The sequence below is a fragment of the Neorhizobium lilium genome, from assembly GCF_004053875.1.
Lineage (GTDB): Bacteria > Pseudomonadota > Alphaproteobacteria > Rhizobiales > Rhizobiaceae > Neorhizobium > Neorhizobium lilii.
Map to the genome: position 1 here is coordinate 161045 of NZ_SBIP01000005.1, position 16858 is coordinate 177902.

General features: G+C 60.5%; 16 protein-coding genes and 1 riboswitch. Of the genes, 8 read left to right on the plus strand and 8 right to left on the minus strand.

All coding sequences use genetic code 11. The features are described 5' to 3' along the window. Positions 1-19 precede the first annotated feature (19 nt). A complete protein-coding gene (locus EPK99_RS21580; RefSeq protein WP_128445160.1) occupies positions 20-427 on the plus strand; it encodes a hypothetical protein in 408 nt (135 codons plus the stop codon). Here EPK99_RS21580 and phaR read toward each other — a convergent pair whose 3' ends face one another. Beyond that, entirely contained in the window at positions 428-1021 is a 594-nt protein-coding gene (phaR, locus tag EPK99_RS21585; RefSeq protein ID WP_128445161.1) for a polyhydroxyalkanoate synthesis repressor PhaR, read from the minus strand. It abuts the gene before it with no gap. A 238-nt stretch (positions 1022-1259) separates the two neighbouring features. On the opposite strand from phaR, the gene EPK99_RS21590 reads away from it, so the two are divergent. Beyond that, positions 1260-2441, plus strand: a complete 1182-nt coding sequence (locus tag EPK99_RS21590) for an acetyl-CoA C-acetyltransferase (protein WP_128445162.1) — start codon at positions 1260-1262, stop codon at positions 2439-2441. Positions 2442-2536: 95 nt separating this feature from the next. After that, positions 2537-3265, plus strand: a complete 729-nt coding sequence (phbB, locus tag EPK99_RS21595; protein ID WP_128445163.1) for a beta-ketoacyl-ACP reductase — start codon at positions 2537-2539, stop codon at positions 3263-3265. 82 nt (positions 3266-3347) lie between these two features. Here the strand turns inward: phbB and EPK99_RS21600 are convergent, their stop codons facing one another. Beyond that, positions 3348-3602, minus strand: coding sequence for a YMGG-like glycine zipper-containing protein (locus EPK99_RS21600; RefSeq protein ID WP_128445164.1), 255 nt, complete (start codon positions 3600-3602; stop codon positions 3348-3350). Between the two features lie 38 nt (positions 3603-3640). Next, positions 3641-3796: a DUF3309 family protein gene (locus EPK99_RS21605; RefSeq protein ID WP_128445165.1), complete on the minus strand. Its 156-nt coding sequence runs from the start codon at positions 3794-3796 to the stop codon at positions 3641-3643. A gap of 852 nt (positions 3797-4648) precedes the next feature. Between EPK99_RS21605 and EPK99_RS21610 the strand changes: the two genes are divergently transcribed. The 5 genes from EPK99_RS21610 (at position 4649) to EPK99_RS21630 (ending at position 10916) form a co-directional block, all read left to right on the plus strand. Beyond that, on the plus strand, positions 4649-7867 hold the full coding sequence (locus tag EPK99_RS21610) for a helicase-related protein (protein WP_425374231.1): 3219 nt from the start codon (positions 4649-4651) through the stop codon (positions 7865-7867). A gap of 5 nt (positions 7868-7872) precedes the next feature. Further along, the gene (locus EPK99_RS21615) at positions 7873-8286 is read left to right on the plus strand and encodes an RNA-binding S4 domain-containing protein (RefSeq protein WP_128445167.1); all 414 of its coding nucleotides are present in this window, start codon (positions 7873-7875) and stop codon (positions 8284-8286) included. A gap of 182 nt (positions 8287-8468) precedes the next feature. After that, positions 8469-8807, plus strand: coding sequence for a ferredoxin FdxA (gene fdxA / locus EPK99_RS21620; protein WP_128445168.1), 339 nt, complete (start codon positions 8469-8471; stop codon positions 8805-8807). A gap of 376 nt (positions 8808-9183) precedes the next feature. Beyond that, positions 9184-9756 carry a CarD family transcriptional regulator gene (locus EPK99_RS21625; protein ID WP_128445169.1) on the plus strand — a complete coding sequence of 191 codons (573 nt, stop codon included), beginning with the start codon at positions 9184-9186 and terminating at the stop codon, positions 9754-9756. Positions 9757-10052: 296 nt separating this feature from the next. Next, on the plus strand, positions 10053-10916 hold the full coding sequence (locus EPK99_RS21630) for an RNA polymerase factor sigma-32 (RefSeq protein ID WP_128445170.1): 864 nt from the start codon (positions 10053-10055) through the stop codon (positions 10914-10916). Between the two features lie 20 nt (positions 10917-10936). Here EPK99_RS21630 and EPK99_RS21635 read toward each other — a convergent pair whose 3' ends face one another. The 5 genes from EPK99_RS21635 to EPK99_RS21655 form a co-directional block, all read right to left on the minus strand. After that, entirely contained in the window at positions 10937-12388 is a 1452-nt protein-coding gene (locus EPK99_RS21635) for a M48 family metalloprotease (RefSeq protein WP_128445171.1), read from the minus strand. 316 nt (positions 12389-12704) lie between these two features. Further along, positions 12705-13412 carry a thiamine ABC transporter ATP-binding protein gene (locus tag EPK99_RS21640; protein ID WP_128445172.1) on the minus strand — a complete coding sequence of 236 codons (708 nt, stop codon included), beginning with the start codon at positions 13410-13412 and terminating at the stop codon, positions 12705-12707. Next, on the minus strand, positions 13405-15024 hold the full coding sequence (locus tag EPK99_RS21645; protein WP_128445173.1) for a thiamine/thiamine pyrophosphate ABC transporter permease ThiP: 1620 nt from the start codon (positions 15022-15024) through the stop codon (positions 13405-13407). The genes EPK99_RS21640 and EPK99_RS21645 overlap by 8 nt, the downstream gene beginning before the upstream one ends. Positions 15025-15027: 3 nt before the next feature. Further along, positions 15028-16038, minus strand: coding sequence for a thiamine ABC transporter substrate binding subunit (thiB, locus tag EPK99_RS21650; RefSeq protein WP_128445174.1), 1011 nt, complete (start codon positions 16036-16038; stop codon positions 15028-15030). Positions 16039-16077: 39 nt separating this feature from the next. Further along, positions 16078-16237, minus strand: a riboswitch (TPP riboswitch). 44 nt (positions 16238-16281) lie between these two features. Then, on the minus strand, positions 16282-16734 hold the full coding sequence (locus EPK99_RS21655; protein WP_128445175.1) for a response regulator: 453 nt from the start codon (positions 16732-16734) through the stop codon (positions 16282-16284). Positions 16735-16858: the final 124 nt, after the last annotated feature.

Here is a 16858-nt window from a genome sequence, read left to right on the forward strand (position 1 = left end):
CGCCTTCCGGAGTCCTTCCATGCTTGCTGCCCTGCCGCTGACGGTCATCCCGCTCGTGCTCTACAATCTCGGCATGATCGGGGTCATGGGCGGAGGCGGTGTCTCGGGCCTCGGCCAGGTCATGATCTCGCTGCAGATGCTGTCTGGCGCCGACTGGACGATGACCATCGGCGATCTTCTGATCGTCGTGGCCCTCGTCTTCCTGTTCGTGGAAATCCTCAAGGCAAGCCGGAACGGCCGCGGGTCGCTCCTCAACCACATGCTCTCCATGCTGGTCTTCATCGTCTATCTGGTGGAATTCCTGCTGGTGCGCGATGCGGCAACGCAGGTCTTCTTCATTCTGATGACGATTACGCTGGTGGATGTGATCGGGGGCTTTGCCGTGGCCGTCCGGGCTGCAGGGCGCGACGTTTCGATCGGCCTCTAATCAGGTGCCCATGCTGTCGAGCCGGGTCTGCAGGGCTTTCAGCTGTTCCTTCAGCTCGTCGAGATCCTTGTTCTCGCCCTTTCTGGCGGCAGGCGCGGGCGTGGGAGCCGGGGCTGGCGCTGCGAATGGCGTGAACATCTGCATTGCCTGGCGGAAGAGATCGGTGTTGCGCCGAACCTGCTCCTCCATCATCTGAATGGGAGCCTGAAAGTTCTTGGTGAGCGGTGTGTCGCCAAAGGCGCGGGTCATCTGATCGCGCATCTGGACCTGCTGGTCAGTAAAGGCCTGCATCGAATGTTCGAGAAAGGTCGGAACCACCATCTGCATCTGGTCGCCGTAATAGGAGATCAACTGGCGTAGAAACGAGATCGGCAGAAGCGTGTTGCCCGTCTTCGATTCCTGCTCGAAAATGATCTGGGTCAGAACGGAATGGGTGATGTCCTCGCCCGTCTTGGCGTCCTGAACCTTGAATTCCTCTCCCTTCTTGACCATCTTGGCGAGATCTTCGAGGGTGACATAAGTGCTGGTGCCGGTATTGTAGAGCCGCCGATTGGCGTATTTCTTGATTATAATTTCGCCTTCGTGTTTCGCCATGAGTGCCTCCTGCGCCGCCACTATGCTTCGTTTTTATGAAATGGCGTCTTCTCCCAACGAGAATGTAAGCCCAAATGAAGCAGACTGACAATCAAATTTGTGCGGCGCGGCGACAGCTTTGTTGCGCAGCAAAGACCGGCATTGCAGGAGCTTTGCTCAAGAGCAACGCTTTCTGCCAGCGGTTTGACAGCCGGTCCGAGCTTTGACAGTCTCGCGCCGGAAAAACTGAGGAGATACCATGACAACGTCATCCATCGTGATCGCTGCAGCGGCGCGCACCGCCGTGGGCTCATTCAATGGAGCCTTCGCCAATATTCCAGCCCATGAACTTGGAGCAGCGGTGATCAAAGGCGCGCTGGAGCGCGCCGGCGTGGATGCGTCCGAAGTCGATGAGGTCATTTTAGGCCAGGTTCTGCCGGCCGGCGAGGGACAGAACCCGGCGCGCCAGGCAGCTATGAAGGCGGGCGTTCCGCAAGAGGCAACGGCTTGGGGAGTCAACCAGCTCTGCGGTTCGGGCCTGCGCGCTGTAGCGCTCGGTATGCAGCAGATCGCGCTCGGCGACGCCAGGATCATCGTGGCCGGCGGGCAGGAATCCATGTCCATGGCGCCGCACTGCGCACATTTGCGTGGCGGCGTGAAGATGGGCGACTTCAAGATGATCGACACGATGATCAAGGACGGCCTGACTGACGCCTTCCACGGCTATCACATGGGGATCACCGGTGAGAATATCGCTCGGCAGTGGCAGTTGTCGCGGGAAGAGCAGGACCGTTTCGCGGTAGGCTCCCAGAACAAGGCGGAGGCGGCGCAGGCTGCCGGGCGGTTCAGGGATGAAATCATTCCCTTCGTCATCCAGACGCGCAAGGGCGACGTGACGGTCGATCAGGACGAATATATTCGTGCCGGGGCAACGATGGAGGCCATGGCCAAGCTCCGTCCGGCTTTCGACAAGGACGGCACAGTGACCGCGGCGAATGCTTCCGGCCTCAATGACGGCGCGGCGGCAGCCGTGCTGATGACGGAGGAAGAGGCTGGCCGTCGAGGCATCACGCCGCTGGCTCGCATCGTATCCTGGGCAACGGCTGGCGTCGATCCGCAGATCATGGGTACTGGGCCCATTCCGGCTTCGCGCCGGGCGCTCGAAAAAGCCGGCTGGCAAATCGGGGATATCGATCTGGTGGAAGCCAACGAAGCCTTTGCGGCGCAATCCTGCGCAGTGGTGAAGGAACTCGGGCTCGATCCCTCCATCGTCAACGTCAATGGCGGTGCCATTGCCATCGGCCACCCGATCGGGGCATCGGGCGCGCGCATCCTCAACACACTGTTGTTCGAGATGAATCGCCGCAATGCCAGGAAGGCGTTGGCGACGCTTTGCATCGGCGGCGGCATGGGCATCGCAATGTGCCTGGAAGCGATGTGAACGATATTTATGGCCGTGACGGGCGGCTTTAAAGCTTTTCGGATCAGGGTCATCCGCGATTAGGGCGGATGAGAAGGCAAAAAGGGCGGCTCTTCATGGCTCGAGTAGCACTGGTATCCGGGGGTACGCGCGGCATCGGCGCCGCAATTTCGGTTGCGCTGAAAGCGGCGGGATACAAGGTCGCGGCGAACTATGCCGGCAATGAAGAAAGAGCATCCGCCTTTCACGCGGAGACGGGCATACCTGTCTTCCGGTGGGACGTATCGGACTACGACGCCTGCGTCGAAGGGCTGGCGCGGGTCGAGGCAGAGCTTGGCCCGGTCGAGGTGCTGGTCAACAATGCCGGCATCACGCGGGACAACATGTTCCACAAGATGACCCCGCAGCAGTGGAATGACGTCATCGGCACCAACCTCACCGGCCTGTTCAACATGACGCATCCGGTCTGGAGTGGCATGCGACAACGAGGTTTCGGGCGGATCGTCAATATTTCGTCGATCAACGGCCAGAGAGGCCAGGTGGGTCAGGTGAATTATTCGGCCGCTAAGGCGGGAGATCTGGGTTTCACCAAGGCCCTGGCGCTTGAGGGCGCGACCCGCAACATCACCGTCAACGCCATATGCCCCGGCTATATCGGCACCGAGATGGTGCGCGCCATCCCGGAGAACGTGCTGCATGAGAAAATCCTGCCGCAGATCCCGCTCGGGCGCCTTGGTGAGCCGGAAGAGATCGCACGCTGCGTGGTCTTCCTTGTTTCGGACGAGGCCGGGTTCATCACCGGCTCCACGCTGAGCGCCAATGGCGGGCAGTACGTGGCAAGCTGAAGAAGCGTCTTCAGGATCTCATTCTGCCAAAAGAAAACCGGCGCCGATTGCTCGGGCGCCGGTGATTGTTCGAAGCGGCCTATTAGCGGCAACGTGCTTCGTAGGTGCGGCCGTAACGGTCGCGATAGACGCAATAGCCCGGATGCTTCTGGGACTCGCCGATTGCAGCGCCAACCAGACCGCCGGCAACTGCGCCGACTGCTGCGCCACCCCAGCTGTTGGTGACTGCGCCACCGATGACAGCGCCGGTGCCGGCGCCGATTGCCGTGCCTTTTTCAGTGGAGGTGCAGGAGGCGAGCGTTCCGACCAGAGCGCCTACGAGCAGAATCTTTTTCATTTTAGTTTTCCCTTCCCTTTGTTGCGGGCCAGCCGCGATTAGATCCTGCCCATCAGCAGGAGAATGATGATGATCAGCACAACGAGACCAAGTCCACCAGACGGACCATAGCCCCAAGCGCGGCTGTAACCCCAATTTGGCAGCGCGCCAACCAGGAGAAGGATGAGAATGATGAGCAGTATCGTACCGAGCATGCTGTCTACTCCACATTAAAGCCGGTGATCTTGTGGCGAGGGAACGTGGCGATCTGAAATTTGTTCCAGAAGTTGAAGATGATGCCGTCACATCTGGTTAACAGACGTTACGGGCCGTTAGCACGTTCGGCCAGCACATGCTCGACGGGTTTAAGGTCGAGACCAGATCTAGTAGCCTCTGTGAGTGTAACTAATCTTACGGCGAAACGTCGTTTCTTTAACCTTGGGGTTTCCAGGGGTTCCTGCAGAGCTCCGCCCAAATCGGAAAAACGAATCCAGATCAAGCTGTTGACTCCGTTTCAGGTCTATGAGCCCGCGCCTGTTTGCGCATTTCGCGCCGCCTTTCGGTCCTGATTCAGGATCTGGCTTGAGCGAACTCCATTGCCACAAGATCTAGCCGGAACAAATGCTGAATCCTAGATTTGTCGCCGATTCGTTCACCTCTGTTCCCTTAGGACCAATCGACATTCAGGATTTGGAGCGTGGTATGAGCAAAATCGTTCAGTTCTAGGAGCGAAACCGAAGGTGGATCCTATATCCATTGAGGCTTCGCGACGCAGAAATGGGCGATTTTCACCATATCCCTTCGGGACGCGGCGGATTTTGCCCCTGAAGACGTCGGAAAGGCCTTGTGGAGGAAAGGCTCCACTGCAGCCTTCCCTCCTGTTCAGAAACAAAATCCGCTAGCGCCACGACCGAAACCTGAATGTCGATTGGTCCTGGATCGTTTAGTTCAGGTAAGTTGGGTCGTTTTCCTCCCTCCGGCTTGCCTTTGCTCTGAAGGATGGCCATGTGTGAAGGAGCTGCGGCCTTCCTGACGAATGCCGAGCTGCAAGCGCTTCGACACGCGGAATTCGGCTTTTGAAATTTCAGCCTCTGATATTGAGCGGGCGCGGTGTCACCGCGGTGCTCGGACCCACCAATACCGGTAAGACGCATTATGCCATCGAACGAATGGTTGCTCACGGCACGGGTGTCATAGGGCTTCCTTTGCGTCTGCTGGCGCGCGAGGTCTATGGCCGAGTCGTGGAAAAGGTCGGCGCGTCGCAGGTCGCCCTTGTGACCGGCGAAGAAAAGATCACTCCGCCCAATGCCCGTTTTTCCGTGTGTACGGTCGAAGCCATGCCTCGGGAGACCAAGGCTTCCTTCGTGGCAATCGACGAGGTGCAGCTAGCGGGCGATCTGGAGCGGGGACACATCTTCACCGACCGGATCCTGCACCTGCGAGGCCGGGATGAAACGCTGTTGCTCGGCGCTGCGACCATGCGGTCCATTCTTGAGAAATTGCTTCCGGGTATCAATGTGGTCGAGAGGCCCAGGCTGTCGCAGCTTTTCTACGCCGGCCAGAAGAAGATCACGCGGCTTCCGCAACGTTCCGCCATCGTCGCCTTTTCGGCCGACGAGGTTTATGCGATCGCCGAACTGATCCGCCGTCAGCGAGGCGGGGCGGCGGTCGTCCTGGGTGCCCTGAGTCCGCGCACCCGCAATTCGCAAGTCGAGCTCTACCAGAATGGGGATGTGGAATATCTGGTTGCTACCGACGCGATCGGCATGGGGCTCAACCTCGACGTCGATCATGTGGCATTCGCGCAGGACCGCAAGTTCGACGGCTACCAGTTCCGCAATCTCAATCCGGGTGAGCTTGCGCAGATCGCCGGCCGAGCTGGCCGTCACGTTCGCGATGGCACGTTCGGGGTGACCGGGCAGGTTGCGCCGTTTGACGAGGAACTGGTGGAGCGGATCGAGGGCCATCACTTCGATCAGGTGAAAGTGCTGCAATGGCGCTCCAAGAACGTCGATTTTTCCTCGATCCAAGATTTGCGCGCCAGCCTCGATGTGGCGCCGACCGTCCAGGGCCTGACGCGGGCTCTTCCGGCGACCGACCTGCAGGCGCTCGACCACCTGTCGCGCTATCCGGAAATCCGAGATGCGGCAACCACGCCGGCACGGGTGGAGAAGCTATGGGAGGCCTGCGCGCTGCCGGACTACAGACGCATCGCGCCGGCGCAGCATGCGGACCTTATTTCGACTCTTTTTTCCGATCTTGTCCGGTTCAGCACTGTGAACGAAGATTTCATGGCAGAACAGGTTCGCCGCGCCGATCGGACTGATGGGGAAATAGACACTTTATCCGCCCGAATCGCGCAGATCCGAACATGGACCTATGTTTCGAACCGTCCCGGCTGGCTTGCTGATCCGACACACTGGCAAGAAAAGACACGGGAAATCGAGGATAGGTTGTCGGACGCGTTACATGAACGGTTGACGAAACGCTTTGTTGATCGCAGGACATCTGTGCTCATGAAGCGCCTAAGAGAGAATGCGATGCTGGAAGCTGAAATCAGTGTAAATGGCGATGTCTTCGTGGAAGGTCATCACGTAGGGCAATTGGCCGGTTTCCGGTTCACGCCGGTTTCGGGGGCCGAGGGACCGGATGCGAAGGCAGTGCAGTCGGCTGCCCATAAAGCCCTGTCGCTTGAGTTCGAGGCTCGGGCTGCGCGCCTCTACGCTTCCGGCAATAGCGACCTTGCCGTTGGCTCCGACGGGTTTGTCCGTTGGGTCGGCGAGCCTGTTGCGCGTCTTGCCGCGAGCGATCACATCATGCGGCCGCGCGTCATCCTCTTGGCCGACGAGCAGCTGACGGCCAATGCCCGCGAGCATGTGGTCGCCCGCATCGAACGCTTCGTCAATCATCATATCGCGACCGTGCTGAAGCCGCTCGACGATCTGTCGCGCGCGGAAGATCTGAATGGCCTTGCCAAGGGCCTTGCCTTCCAGCTGGTGGAAAATCTCGGCGTTCTGTTCCGTCGCGATGTGGCCGAGGACGTCAAGTCGCTGGATCAGGATGCGCGCGCTTCCATGCGCCGCTACGGCATCCGCTTCGGCGCCTATCACGTCTTCATGCCGGCGCTGCTGAAGCCGGCCCCTGCCGAACTCATCACCCTGCTCTGGGCCTTGAAGAACGACGGGCTGGACAAGCCCGGCTATGGCGACCTTATTCCGGCGCTTGCGGCCGGCCGCACCTCCGTGGTTGCCGATCCCACCTTCGAGCGGATGTTCTACAAGCTGGCCGGGTTTCGTTTCCTCGGCAAGCGCGCCGTTCGCATCGATATCCTGGAGCGCTTGGCCGACCTCATCAGGCCGCTGCTGCAGTGGAAGCCCGGTTCGCCTTCGCGCCCCGAAGGCGCCTATGACGGTCGCCGGTTCACCACCACCACGGCGATGCTTTCCATTCTCGGCGCCACGCCGGACGACATGGAAGAAATTCTCAAAGGTCTCGGCTATCGTGCCGATGCCGTGAAGCCGGAAGAAGCTCAGGCCTATCTTGCGGGCCAGGATAAGAGCGCGCCTGCTCCGGCAGTCGCTGCGACTGAAGCCCCTGCTGCCGAGTCCGGCGGGAGCGTCGAGCTTTCCAACGAGGCAGCGGATGGCGCCGACAAGACGGAGGCTCCGGCAGAGGTTTCTGCAGCCGAGCCTGTCGCCGAAGCTGCCGCAGCCGAGCCTGTTGCTACGGTGGACGTGGTCGCGACGGAGGCTGTCGAAGCCGAGCCAAATACTGATGAAGTCGCAGCGGTTACTGAAAACGTGGAAGCGTCCCAGGATGCCGAGACCGCAAAGCCGGCGGAAGCGGAAGAGCCGAAGCCTGTTCTTCTGTGGCGTCCGGGCGGCGGACGGGAAACCAACCAGCGCAGCGGCCGGCCACAAGCAAATGGCGAACGGCGCGGCAATGCCGGCGGCCAGCGGGCGAGCACCGGCGAAGAGGGCCAGAACCAGAACCGCCGCGATGGACGTCGTGATGGCGGCGGGCAGCGCGAAGCTCGCGCCCCTGGTGGTAATGCCAATGGTGGTGAGCGGCGGGATGGTGGCCGTCCTGCCCGCGACAATAACCGCCGGCCGGAGGGCGGACGTCCTGACCGTCCGGAACGCGGCGAGCGTAACGACCGTCCGGAGCGTGGCAAAGGGCCGCAGCCGGCACGGTTCGAGGCCAAGCCTCCGCGCAAGGAGAAGCCGATTGATCCCGATTCGCCTTTCGCAAAGCTCGCTGCCCTCAAGGAGCAGATGAAGAAGTAACGCCGATGGACGAGAAGCAGCCACACCCGAACGCGAGACAGCGGATCGACAAGTGGCTCTTCTTTACGCGCATGGCCAAGTCTCGGTCGATTGCGCAAGCGCTCGTGAACTCCAATAATGTGCGCGTCAACGGCGAACTGGTTCCGCGGCCGAGCTTCGAAGTGAAGCCCGGCGACAAGGTCTCGCTCAAGCTGGAGCGGCGGGACCTCGTTCTTGTGGTCAAGGCTGGAGGTGAAAGACGCGGTCCCTTCGAGGAGGCGCGCCTTCTCTATGACGACCTGACGCCGCCGCCTGAAGAGGTGAAGAAGCTTAGCCTGTTCGAGCAGGCACAGAGGCAGCCGGGCAGTGGCCGCCCAACCAAGAAGGACCGCCGGGCAGTGGACCGGCTGTTCGGTGACTTTAGCGACGACGCCGATTGAAAAATCCATCTGCAACTGCGCCTATTTGCGCATGCTTTATCCTTGCTAAACACCTGCAAAGGCTCTAGCTGACGGATGAACAGCCGCGGACCGCCTGTGTCACAGGCGAGCTGCCGATTCTCTGCCTGTTGGCATCAAGCGCAGCCAGCACCGGCAGATATCATGATGATCTGGAGTGCCGCATGACATATGTCGTGACCGACAATTGCGTTCGTTGCAAGTACACCGATTGCGTCGAGGTTTGCCCCGTCGATTGCTTCTACGAGGGCGAGAACTTCCTTGTCATCCATCCGGACGAGTGCATCGACTGTGGCGTGTGTGAACCGGAATGTCCCGCCGAGGCAATCAAGCCGGATACCGAGCCTGGTCTCGACAAGTGGTTGAAGGTCAACGCCGAATATGCGCAGGTCTGGCCCAACATCACGGTCAAGCGCGAGCCTCTGCCGGAAGCGAAAGAGATGGACGGCGTGGAAGGCAAGTTCGAGAAATTTTTCTCGGCCGAGGCGGGCTCAGGCGACTGAGCCTATCACTCTCGCCAGAGGGTACGAATCATTTGCCCTTTCCTTGTGCAGTTGCCAAATGTGGCGGACTGCGCACATGCAAAACCAAATTATTGATTTCGGCAGTTTTTTGTGGTAAGTAGTGGCTACTGTTCCACAAGACGGCACTGGCGTGCCTAAAAAACATCGCGAAAGCAACAGACCATCCTGAGCGCGCAATCCGTGACATTCAACCTTATGACGTTGGCCGTCGCTGCTCCGCGAAGGGATCTGGTTTTTGCGCGCGTTGTTCGGACCAGTATGGAGTGACCCGACGGTTTCCCCCGTCTCATCCGGGCCTGACAGACCCGGTTCCCGACCCGTACAACGGGTGAGTTGAAGGGAGTTAGCTAAACGTATGACGACTCAACTGAAGAAGAATTCTCCCGCACGTCCGGGCTTCAAGACCGGCGAATCTATCGTCTATCCGGCTCATGGCGTTGGTACTATCACCGCCATCGAAGAGCAAGAAGTAGCGGGCATGAAGCTTGAGCTTTTTGTGATCGACTTCGAGAAGGACAAGATGCGCCTGAAAGTGCCGGTCGGCAAAGCCGTCAGCATCGGCATGCGCAAGTTGTCCGAGACCGATTTCGTCGAGCGTGCGCTCAAGGTCGTCCAGGGTAAAGCACGCGTCAAGCGCACTATGTGGTCGCGCCGGGCGCAGGAATATGACGCCAAAATCAACTCTGGCGATTTGATTTCCATCGCGGAAGTGGTGCGCGATCTTTATCGTGCGGAAAACCAGCCGGAACAGTCCTATTCGGAGCGCCAGCTCTACGAAGCTGCACTCGACCGGATGGCCCGCGAGATCGCAGCCGTAAACAAGATGTCGGAAACGGAAGCTGTTCGCCTCGTCGAGAGCAACCTTGCCAAGGGTCCCAAGCGCGGCAAGACCGTTGAAGAAGACGAAGCTCAGGAAGAAGCTGCATAAGCTTTTTCCCTCTTCTGCAAAAAGCCCGGCCTTCGTGCCGGGTTTTTTTATTGGAACTTTTTCGCCGATTTGGCGTTCCCCCCGCCGAACGGCGAACTGAAGCTGCATGGTGCTGCTCCAGTTTGCCCTCACAAATCAAGTCGGCGGGGCGCGTGCCATCCTGATGGGATGTGATTTCCGCAGATCTCACGAGGGAGCAGGACCAGCAGAAACCGCGCAATGCGCCCTCTCGCCACTGGGACATTCCGGTTCGTTTTCCCGCTGCCTTGCAGACCGCACCCGTTACGGAGAACACGATGTCAGCCATGTCCGCAGACCGCACCATGATCAAGATCGCGATGTCGGCTCCGTACCTAGCGCGCGAAGAAGAGCGCGATCTTGCCGTCCGCTGGAAGGACAGCCAGGATCAGGATGCTCGCAACCAGATAGCACTGGCGCATATGCGTTTGGTCATCGCAATGGCATCGAAATTTCGCGGCTTCGGTCTGCCGATGAGCGACCTCGTACAAGAGGGTTATGTAGGGCTGCTTGAAGCTGCGGCAAGGTTCGAACCGGCACGCGACGTTCGTTTTTCCACTTATGCCAGCTGGTGGATCCGTGCATCAATGCAGGATTACATCCTGCGCAACTGGTCGATCGTCCGTGGCGGCACGAGTTCGGCTCAGAAGGCGCTTTTCTTCAATCTTCGCCGGCTGCGCGCCAAGCTTGCACGCGGTGATTCCAGCCTGACAGCCCGCGCTATCCACGAGGAGATCGCCGTAGCCCTGGGGGTAAGTGTCTCGGACGTGCAGACCATGGATGCCCGGCTCTCCGGTAATGACTCTTCCCTGCAGGCGCCGTCTATTGCCGGCGACGCAGATAGCGGCGAGCGGCTCGATATGCTTGCAAGTGGGGAACCGCTTCCGGACGAGCAGGTTTCTGGAATGATCGATGGCGAGCGCCGCCTGAAGTGGCTGCAGGGCGCGCTGACCAAGCTGAACGACCGCGAGAAGAAGATCATCCGGGCTCGTCGTCTGACGGATGACGGCGCGACCCTGGAAGCGCTCGGGGCGGAACTCGGCATATCCAAGGAACGGGTGCGCCAGATCGAAAGCCGCGCGATCGAGAAGCTGAAGTCGGCGCTCGTCACCGCCAACCCTCAGATGGCCGCCGTCTGCTGACGGCGTAGAGGCGCCGCATTCTATTCCGAGATAATCTTGACCTTGTCGCCGACCGAGAGTGTTGCTCCGGCCGGTAGCGCGTTGATGAGCTTGAAGAGATCGAGCTTGCGGTCCGTGCCCATCATCCTGTTGGAAAGGGATGCGATCGTATCGCTGGTGCCGACGGTAACGACACGGACCCGCAAAGGCTTCAGGCTTGCAATTTCCTCAGGCGTCATCTTGCGGAAGCTGCTGCGCAGCGTCTCTGCCGTTGCATCCAGCGTGGTGTTGCCTTTGGGCACGGCCGTCAGGAAGCGGAAAAGCTGATTGTTGACGCGGATGACGGTCACATCGAAATCCCAACGGTCAGCCGAGGCCCGCGCCGTTGCAGCCGGCATGCCGGCAACCGTAATCTCCTTGACCGTCGCCGGCTGGAGACCCGCCACCCAGCCGCTCGTCAGGTAGTTCGGGAGGCTCGTCGTATCGCCGGCAGCAACGCCATCGAAACGGATGGCCGTCTCGCCAGGGCCGGTTGCGAGAACCGCTTCGACCTTGTTGTCGATGCGGAAGTCCGGCGGCACATCGAAGCGAATGCCCAGCCCCCCATGCAGGAAGGTCTGGCCACGAACATAGCCTTCCTGAGGGCTGTCGCCATAGAGCAGGCCATCGATGCCGGCCAGAAAATAGTCGCGGCCGCGGTCGCCCACCTGGCCTTCCTGACCGAAATTACGTGCATGGCGCCGGGCAAGGTCTACACGCTGTTCGGAATTCGGGTGGCTCGACAGGAAGTCGAGGCTTTGGTCGTTATCCGGGTCCACCGAGGAATAGCGGGCATAGGCGGCCATGGAATCCAGGAAGCGCGCTGCCGCAAAGGGGTCGTAACCCGCTTCGCCGAGCATGCGCACGCCAATCACATCGGCCTGCAATTCCTGCTGGCGCGAGAAGGCGGCGAGACGCAGCTTGCCGCGCGCCAGCGCCTGCTTGCCGGCCAGATCGCTGGAGAGAACCTCTGCTACCACCCGGCTGGCGATGACTTCCGCTTCCTCGCGGCGCTGCCGCTCGATGCCATGGTTGGCGGTGACGTGTCCCATTTCGTGGGACAGCACAGCCGCCACTTCGGAGGCGTCGTTGGCAAGCGCCAGGAGACCACGGGTGACGTAAAGATAGCCGCCGGGCAGTGCGAAGGCGTTGATGGCTGGAGAATTCAGAATGGTGATGCGGAACGACTGGTTCGGATTTTCCGAAACGGCCGTCAGCGCACCTGCGATGCGGGCCACGAGCCGTTCCGTCTTCGGATCCTTGTACTCGCCGCCATAGCTCGCGACGATACGGGGATGTTCTCTCGCACCCATCTGCGCGCGGGGATCGTTCTTCTGGACTTCGTCGACGATCTGCGGCGAATCGGACGGTGCGACATTGGGCGTATAGGCTTGGTCGAATACGGACTGGCAGCCCGAGAGCAGAATGCCGATCAGAGACGCGGCAGCAGCCATGCGAAGGCGCGCGGTAGGGCGGCGGCCTGTCGGGAATCCCCGCGGCTTGCCCTCAGCTCTCCTCGTATCTCGCTCCATCATCTGTCGGCCTGCTTCCGGCATCGGTGAGGGTTTCTCCGCCGGCTTCATGCCTGCGTCTTGTCGGCTTAGCGATATTTGCGTCTGATGCACAGATAGTCTTACCGAAATATGTATTACCGTGCCGTTTGCCAAATGCCTTGAGGCAGACTTCCGCGATGCCATTCCGGAACGTCCAAATTGTGGCACGGAAAAGCGCGCCGGGTGGGCGGCAATGGCCGGGAGCAGGCGCCGCAGTCTACTCGTGATGGAACTGGGTGAGAGCGGGCATGTCCCGCTTGAGCAGGAAGTCGCTCTTCGTCCCCTGCCATGCGATCTGGCCGGCCTCGACAAAGATCACGTCGTCAGCAAGCCGCGCGACTTCGTGCGGATCGTGGCTGACGATCAGCACCGTATTGCCGGTCTCACGGTGAAGGTCGAGCAGGAGGTTGGACATGGAAAGTCGCAGACCCGGATCGAGCGCGGCGAAAGGTTCGTCCAGAAGCAGGACAGGTTTGTTGCGAACCAAAGCGCGGGCGAAAGCCACGCGCTGACGCTCGCCACCCGAGAGGGTGCCCGGCTTGCGCTTCTCGAAGCCTTCGAGCCCAATCCGGGCCAAAGCTCGAGTGATCGCCTGCCGGTCCGCAGTTGAAAGCCTGAGCGAAGGTGAGATGCCCAGGCCGACATTGGTGAAGACGTCGAGATGGGCGAAGAGATTGTTGTCCTGGAACACCAGCGATAGCGGCCGCTCCGACGGGTGACGTCCGGAAACGTCCTGTCCAGCGATCAGGATCCGGCCTTCGTCCGGGGTTTCGAAGCCAGCGACGAGGTTGAGCAGCGTCGATTTGCCGGCACCGGATGGGCCGATCAACGCCGTAATCGCTGCAGCAGGCGCTTCGCAATGAAACTCGAAAGCGTGGCTGCCCAGCCTCAGCTTGACGTTCTCGATGCCGATCCCGCTAGTCATGTCCCACCTCGCGCCGCCCCACTGTTCCGAGGATCGCCAAGCTCAGGCAGAGCATGGCAAGCAGCAAGGCCAGCCCATCGGCGTCATGGCTGCGGTAGCTCGACAGGCGGCTGTAGACAAGCCAGGGCAGGGTTGTCAGTTCGTTTGAACCGAACAGGGCCACTGCGCCCAGATCCCCCAGCGATAGCGCTATGGCGAACGATGTTGCGGTGAGAAGCGGTCTTGCGAGAACCGGCAGGTCGATTCGCCAGAGGCGCGCGAGACCGGAGATGCCAAGGCTTTCAGAAAGACGCGCCGTCCTCCGTCTATGTGTCTCAATGGCAGGCGCCAGCACCCTCATGACGAAGGGGAGCGCCATCAACGCATTGATGATGGCCACTAGTACCGGCGCAAAAGGGGCAACATCACCCCATGGCCGCAGAACAAGAAACCACCCGGTGCCGAGAACGACCGGTGGCACGAGCAGCACGAGAGCCGATGTTGCGGAAAGAGCAGCGGAGAAGCTGCGGGCAAGGGAACCCGGCCGCTTCATATCCGCCACGGCCTCCCGCCCGGTCAGAATGGCCAGAGACGCAGTGACCGCCAGCAGGGCTGCGATGGCTGCGATCTTCAGACTGGTCCACAGGGCCTTGAGGAAGGCCGGGCTCGTTACCAGCGTCCAGAGGTTCGCTTTGAAGCCGGCGGCGGCGATGGAGGCTAGCGGCAAGATCAGAAATATGGTGGCGAGCAGGATGGTGATGCCGTCGCCGGATCTCGCGGCCCAACCCTGCCCATCCAGACGCCGGACGCTCCGTCCCGCGGTCATGCCGGTTTCTTCGGGTGCTGGAAGAAAGGACATAGCCGCAAGGATCAGGCCGGTGACGCCGATCTGCAGAAAGGCAAGTGCGATGGCGCGGGGCGGGTCGAAGTCGAAGCGCAGCGACTGATAGATCGCCACTTCCAGCGTGGTTGCCGCCGGGCCGCCGCCCAGCACGAGGACGAGCGTGAAGCTGGTGGCGCAGAGCATGAAGATCAGCCCTGCAATACCCGGCGCCACCTGCCGTAGCGCCGGCCATTCCAAGAAACGGAAAACCGACAGGCGGCGCATGCCAAGCCCGCAGGACAGCAGCCAGTATTCCGCCGGCAGCCGCTCGAGCGCGGCGAGCATCAGCCGGGCGGCAAGCGGCATGTTGAAGAAGACATGCGCAAGCAGGATCCCGGACAGGCCGTAGATGCTGATCGGCGCGGCCCCCCCAGCCATTGCAAGCATGTCATTGATCAACCCCTGACGCCCCCAGATGCCAAGCAATCCCAACGCGCCGATCAGGACAGGCAGCCCCATTGGCACCGCCATCAGGCGGACGATCCAGACGCGGCCGGGAAAGCGCGGCTGTCGGGCCAGAGCCAGCGCAAGGAGAATGGCGAAAAGAACGGACAGGCCGGTGGACAAAAAAGCCTGCAGCAGAGTGAAGCGAAGGACGCGGGCGGTATAGGCGCTGAAGAGCCTCGCTTTCGTATCGCCTGCATCCCATGCCAACAGCGCCAGAACGGCCACGGCGACGAACAATGTCACGCCAAAAAGCGTGATGGCGCCGTAACTGAGGCCCCGCCGTCGTTCAGCCGCCGTCAGCATGCGCTATTTCGCGCTCATTGCGCTCAGCCATTCGTCGATCCAGGCCTGGCGGTTCTTCGCCACTTCGTCCGAGCCCATCAGGAAGGTGTTGGCCGGCTGGACCAGCTTGCCGAAAGCCTCCGGCAGGGCTTGCGAGGTCTTGGTCGCCGGCATCATCCAGTTCGTCGTCGGGATGATGTCCTGGAAGGCAGGCGACACCATGAAGGTGAGAAACTGGCGTGCCAGATCCTTGTCATGCGCGCTCTTCAGCATTCCGGCCACTTCGATCTGGATGTAATGGCCTTCGGAGAAGGAGGCAGCCTGATAGCGATCCGTCTTTTCCTCCACCATATGGTAGGCTGGCGAGGTGGTGTAGGAAAACACCATGGGCACTTCACCCTTGGTGAACAGGCCATAGGCTTCCGACCAGCCTGGCGTCACCGTCAGGATATGCTTGCTGAGCTTGGCCCAGGCTTCCGGTGCCTTGTCGCCGTAGACGGATTTTACCCATAGCAGAAGGCCGAGGCCCGGCGTCGATGTGCGCGGGTCTTCGATGGCGATCTTCTGGGACGGGTCGCCGTCCACGAGGTCCTTGAGGCTCTTCGGCGGGTTTTTCACGACCTGCGTGTCATAGATGACGGCAAAATGCGCGTAGTCGAACGGGATGAAGGTGTCGTCGCTGTAGTTTCCCGGCACCTTTATCGCCGCGGTGTCGATGCCGGATGCCTGAAACAGTCCGGTTGCCTTGGCTTCGGAAATCAGGTTGGTGTCCAGACCTAGAGCCACATCCGCTTTGGTATTGTCGCCTTCCAGCTTCAGCCGCGTCAGCAGGGCCACGCCATCCTCCACGCTGACGAAATTGAGCGTGCAGCCACAGGTCTTTTCGAATGCTTCCTTCACCTTGGGGCCGGGGCCCCATTCCGAGGTGAAGCTCTCATAGGTGTAGACGGTCAGCGTCTTCTGCTCGGCGCTTGCCGAAGATGCGAGGGAGAATGCGGCTAATGCCGCCAGAATGGAAATGATGGTGTTGCGCATCGGCGCTTCCTCTGTCGTGTTGCACGGGGAATAGGCGCTGATGAAGAGCCGTCTAATCCCTCCGCCGGTGTTAACCGGATCAGGTTCCGCGGGTTGGCGTTACGCCTCTCAGCTAAGCTTAAGAGCGTGTCAGGATCGAAAAGGAGCAATTCTCCCATCCACCTGACGCGCTTGAAGCAAAGCACCCCGTTAGATCGACTTGAGATGTAGCGGCCCTATGACGGGCTGGCAAGAGCCTCGTGTTCAAGCGTGGTTGTGCCGGAATACCCGCAGTTCCCGCGGGACAATCGCCATGCCGCCAAGCCGGTTTGCAATGGCATAGTCGATGGTCTTTTCCACGACCTGCGGCATGACCGGCTTGGTGAGGACACCGAGCAAACCTTCTACGCCGTCTTCCACGTCTTCCGGATTGGCGGTCATGAAGATCACGGTCACGCCGTACTGTTCCGCAAGCTCACGGCCGATCTCCGGGCCGGTGCGCCCATCGGACAGGTTGACGTCGACAAGAGCGATATCGGCAACGGCGCCGAGCGCAAGCGCATGTTTCCGGGCGCTGGCAAAACCTGCCACCTTCAGGCCCATGCTTTCGATCGTTTCCGCGACATCGAGGGCGATCAGAAACTCGTCCTCCACGATCAGCACTCGTTGATCCATCGCTTCACTGGCCAGCCGACGACGCATTACATTGGTCAGCATTGGACGCCCCTATTGATTGATCGGTTCCGAGCCGGCCGTTTCAGTCAAGCAGACATGTCGACCGTTATTTCCCCTCCGAACGACCCGTGGGACAGAATTGTTCCGGTTCGCGACAAATAAAATT

Bases quoted from the DNA above. Each gene is read 5' to 3' on its own strand.
- EPK99_RS21580 (WP_128445160.1), top strand. From the start codon at position 20: ATGCTTGCTGCCCTGCCGCTGACGGTCATCCCGCTCGTGCTCTACAAT.
- EPK99_RS21630 (WP_128445170.1), top strand. From the start codon at position 10,053: ATGTCAGCCATGTCCGCAGACCGCACCATGATCAAGATCGCGATGTCG.
- fdxA (WP_128445168.1), top strand. From the start codon at position 8,469: ATGACATATGTCGTGACCGACAATTGCGTTCGTTGCAAGTACACCGAT.
- EPK99_RS21605 (WP_128445165.1), bottom strand. From the start codon at position 3,796: ATGCTCGGTACGATACTGCTCATCATTCTCATCCTTCTCCTGGTTGGC.
- EPK99_RS21655 (WP_128445175.1), bottom strand. From the start codon at position 16,734: ATGCTGACCAATGTAATGCGTCGTCGGCTGGCCAGTGAAGCGATGGAT.
- EPK99_RS21590 (WP_128445162.1), top strand. From the start codon at position 1,260: ATGACAACGTCATCCATCGTGATCGCTGCAGCGGCGCGCACCGCCGTG.
- EPK99_RS21615 (WP_128445167.1), top strand. From the start codon at position 7,873: ATGGACGAGAAGCAGCCACACCCGAACGCGAGACAGCGGATCGACAAG.
- thiB (WP_128445174.1), bottom strand. From the start codon at position 16,038: ATGCGCAACACCATCATTTCCATTCTGGCGGCATTAGCCGCATTCTCC.
- EPK99_RS21645 (WP_128445173.1), bottom strand. From the start codon at position 15,024: ATGCTGACGGCGGCTGAACGACGGCGGGGCCTCAGTTACGGCGCCATC.
- EPK99_RS21640 (WP_128445172.1), bottom strand. From the start codon at position 13,412: ATGACTAGCGGGATCGGCATCGAGAACGTCAAGCTGAGGCTGGGCAGC.
- EPK99_RS21635 (WP_128445171.1), bottom strand. From the start codon at position 12,388: ATGGCTGCTGCCGCGTCTCTGATCGGCATTCTGCTCTCGGGCTGCCAG.
- EPK99_RS21600 (WP_128445164.1), bottom strand. From the start codon at position 3,602: ATGAAAAAGATTCTGCTCGTAGGCGCTCTGGTCGGAACGCTCGCCTCC.
- phaR (WP_128445161.1), bottom strand. From the start codon at position 1,021: ATGGCGAAACACGAAGGCGAAATTATAATCAAGAAATACGCCAATCGG.
- phbB (WP_128445163.1), top strand. From the start codon at position 2,537: ATGGCTCGAGTAGCACTGGTATCCGGGGGTACGCGCGGCATCGGCGCC.
- EPK99_RS21625 (WP_128445169.1), top strand. From the start codon at position 9,184: ATGACGACTCAACTGAAGAAGAATTCTCCCGCACGTCCGGGCTTCAAG.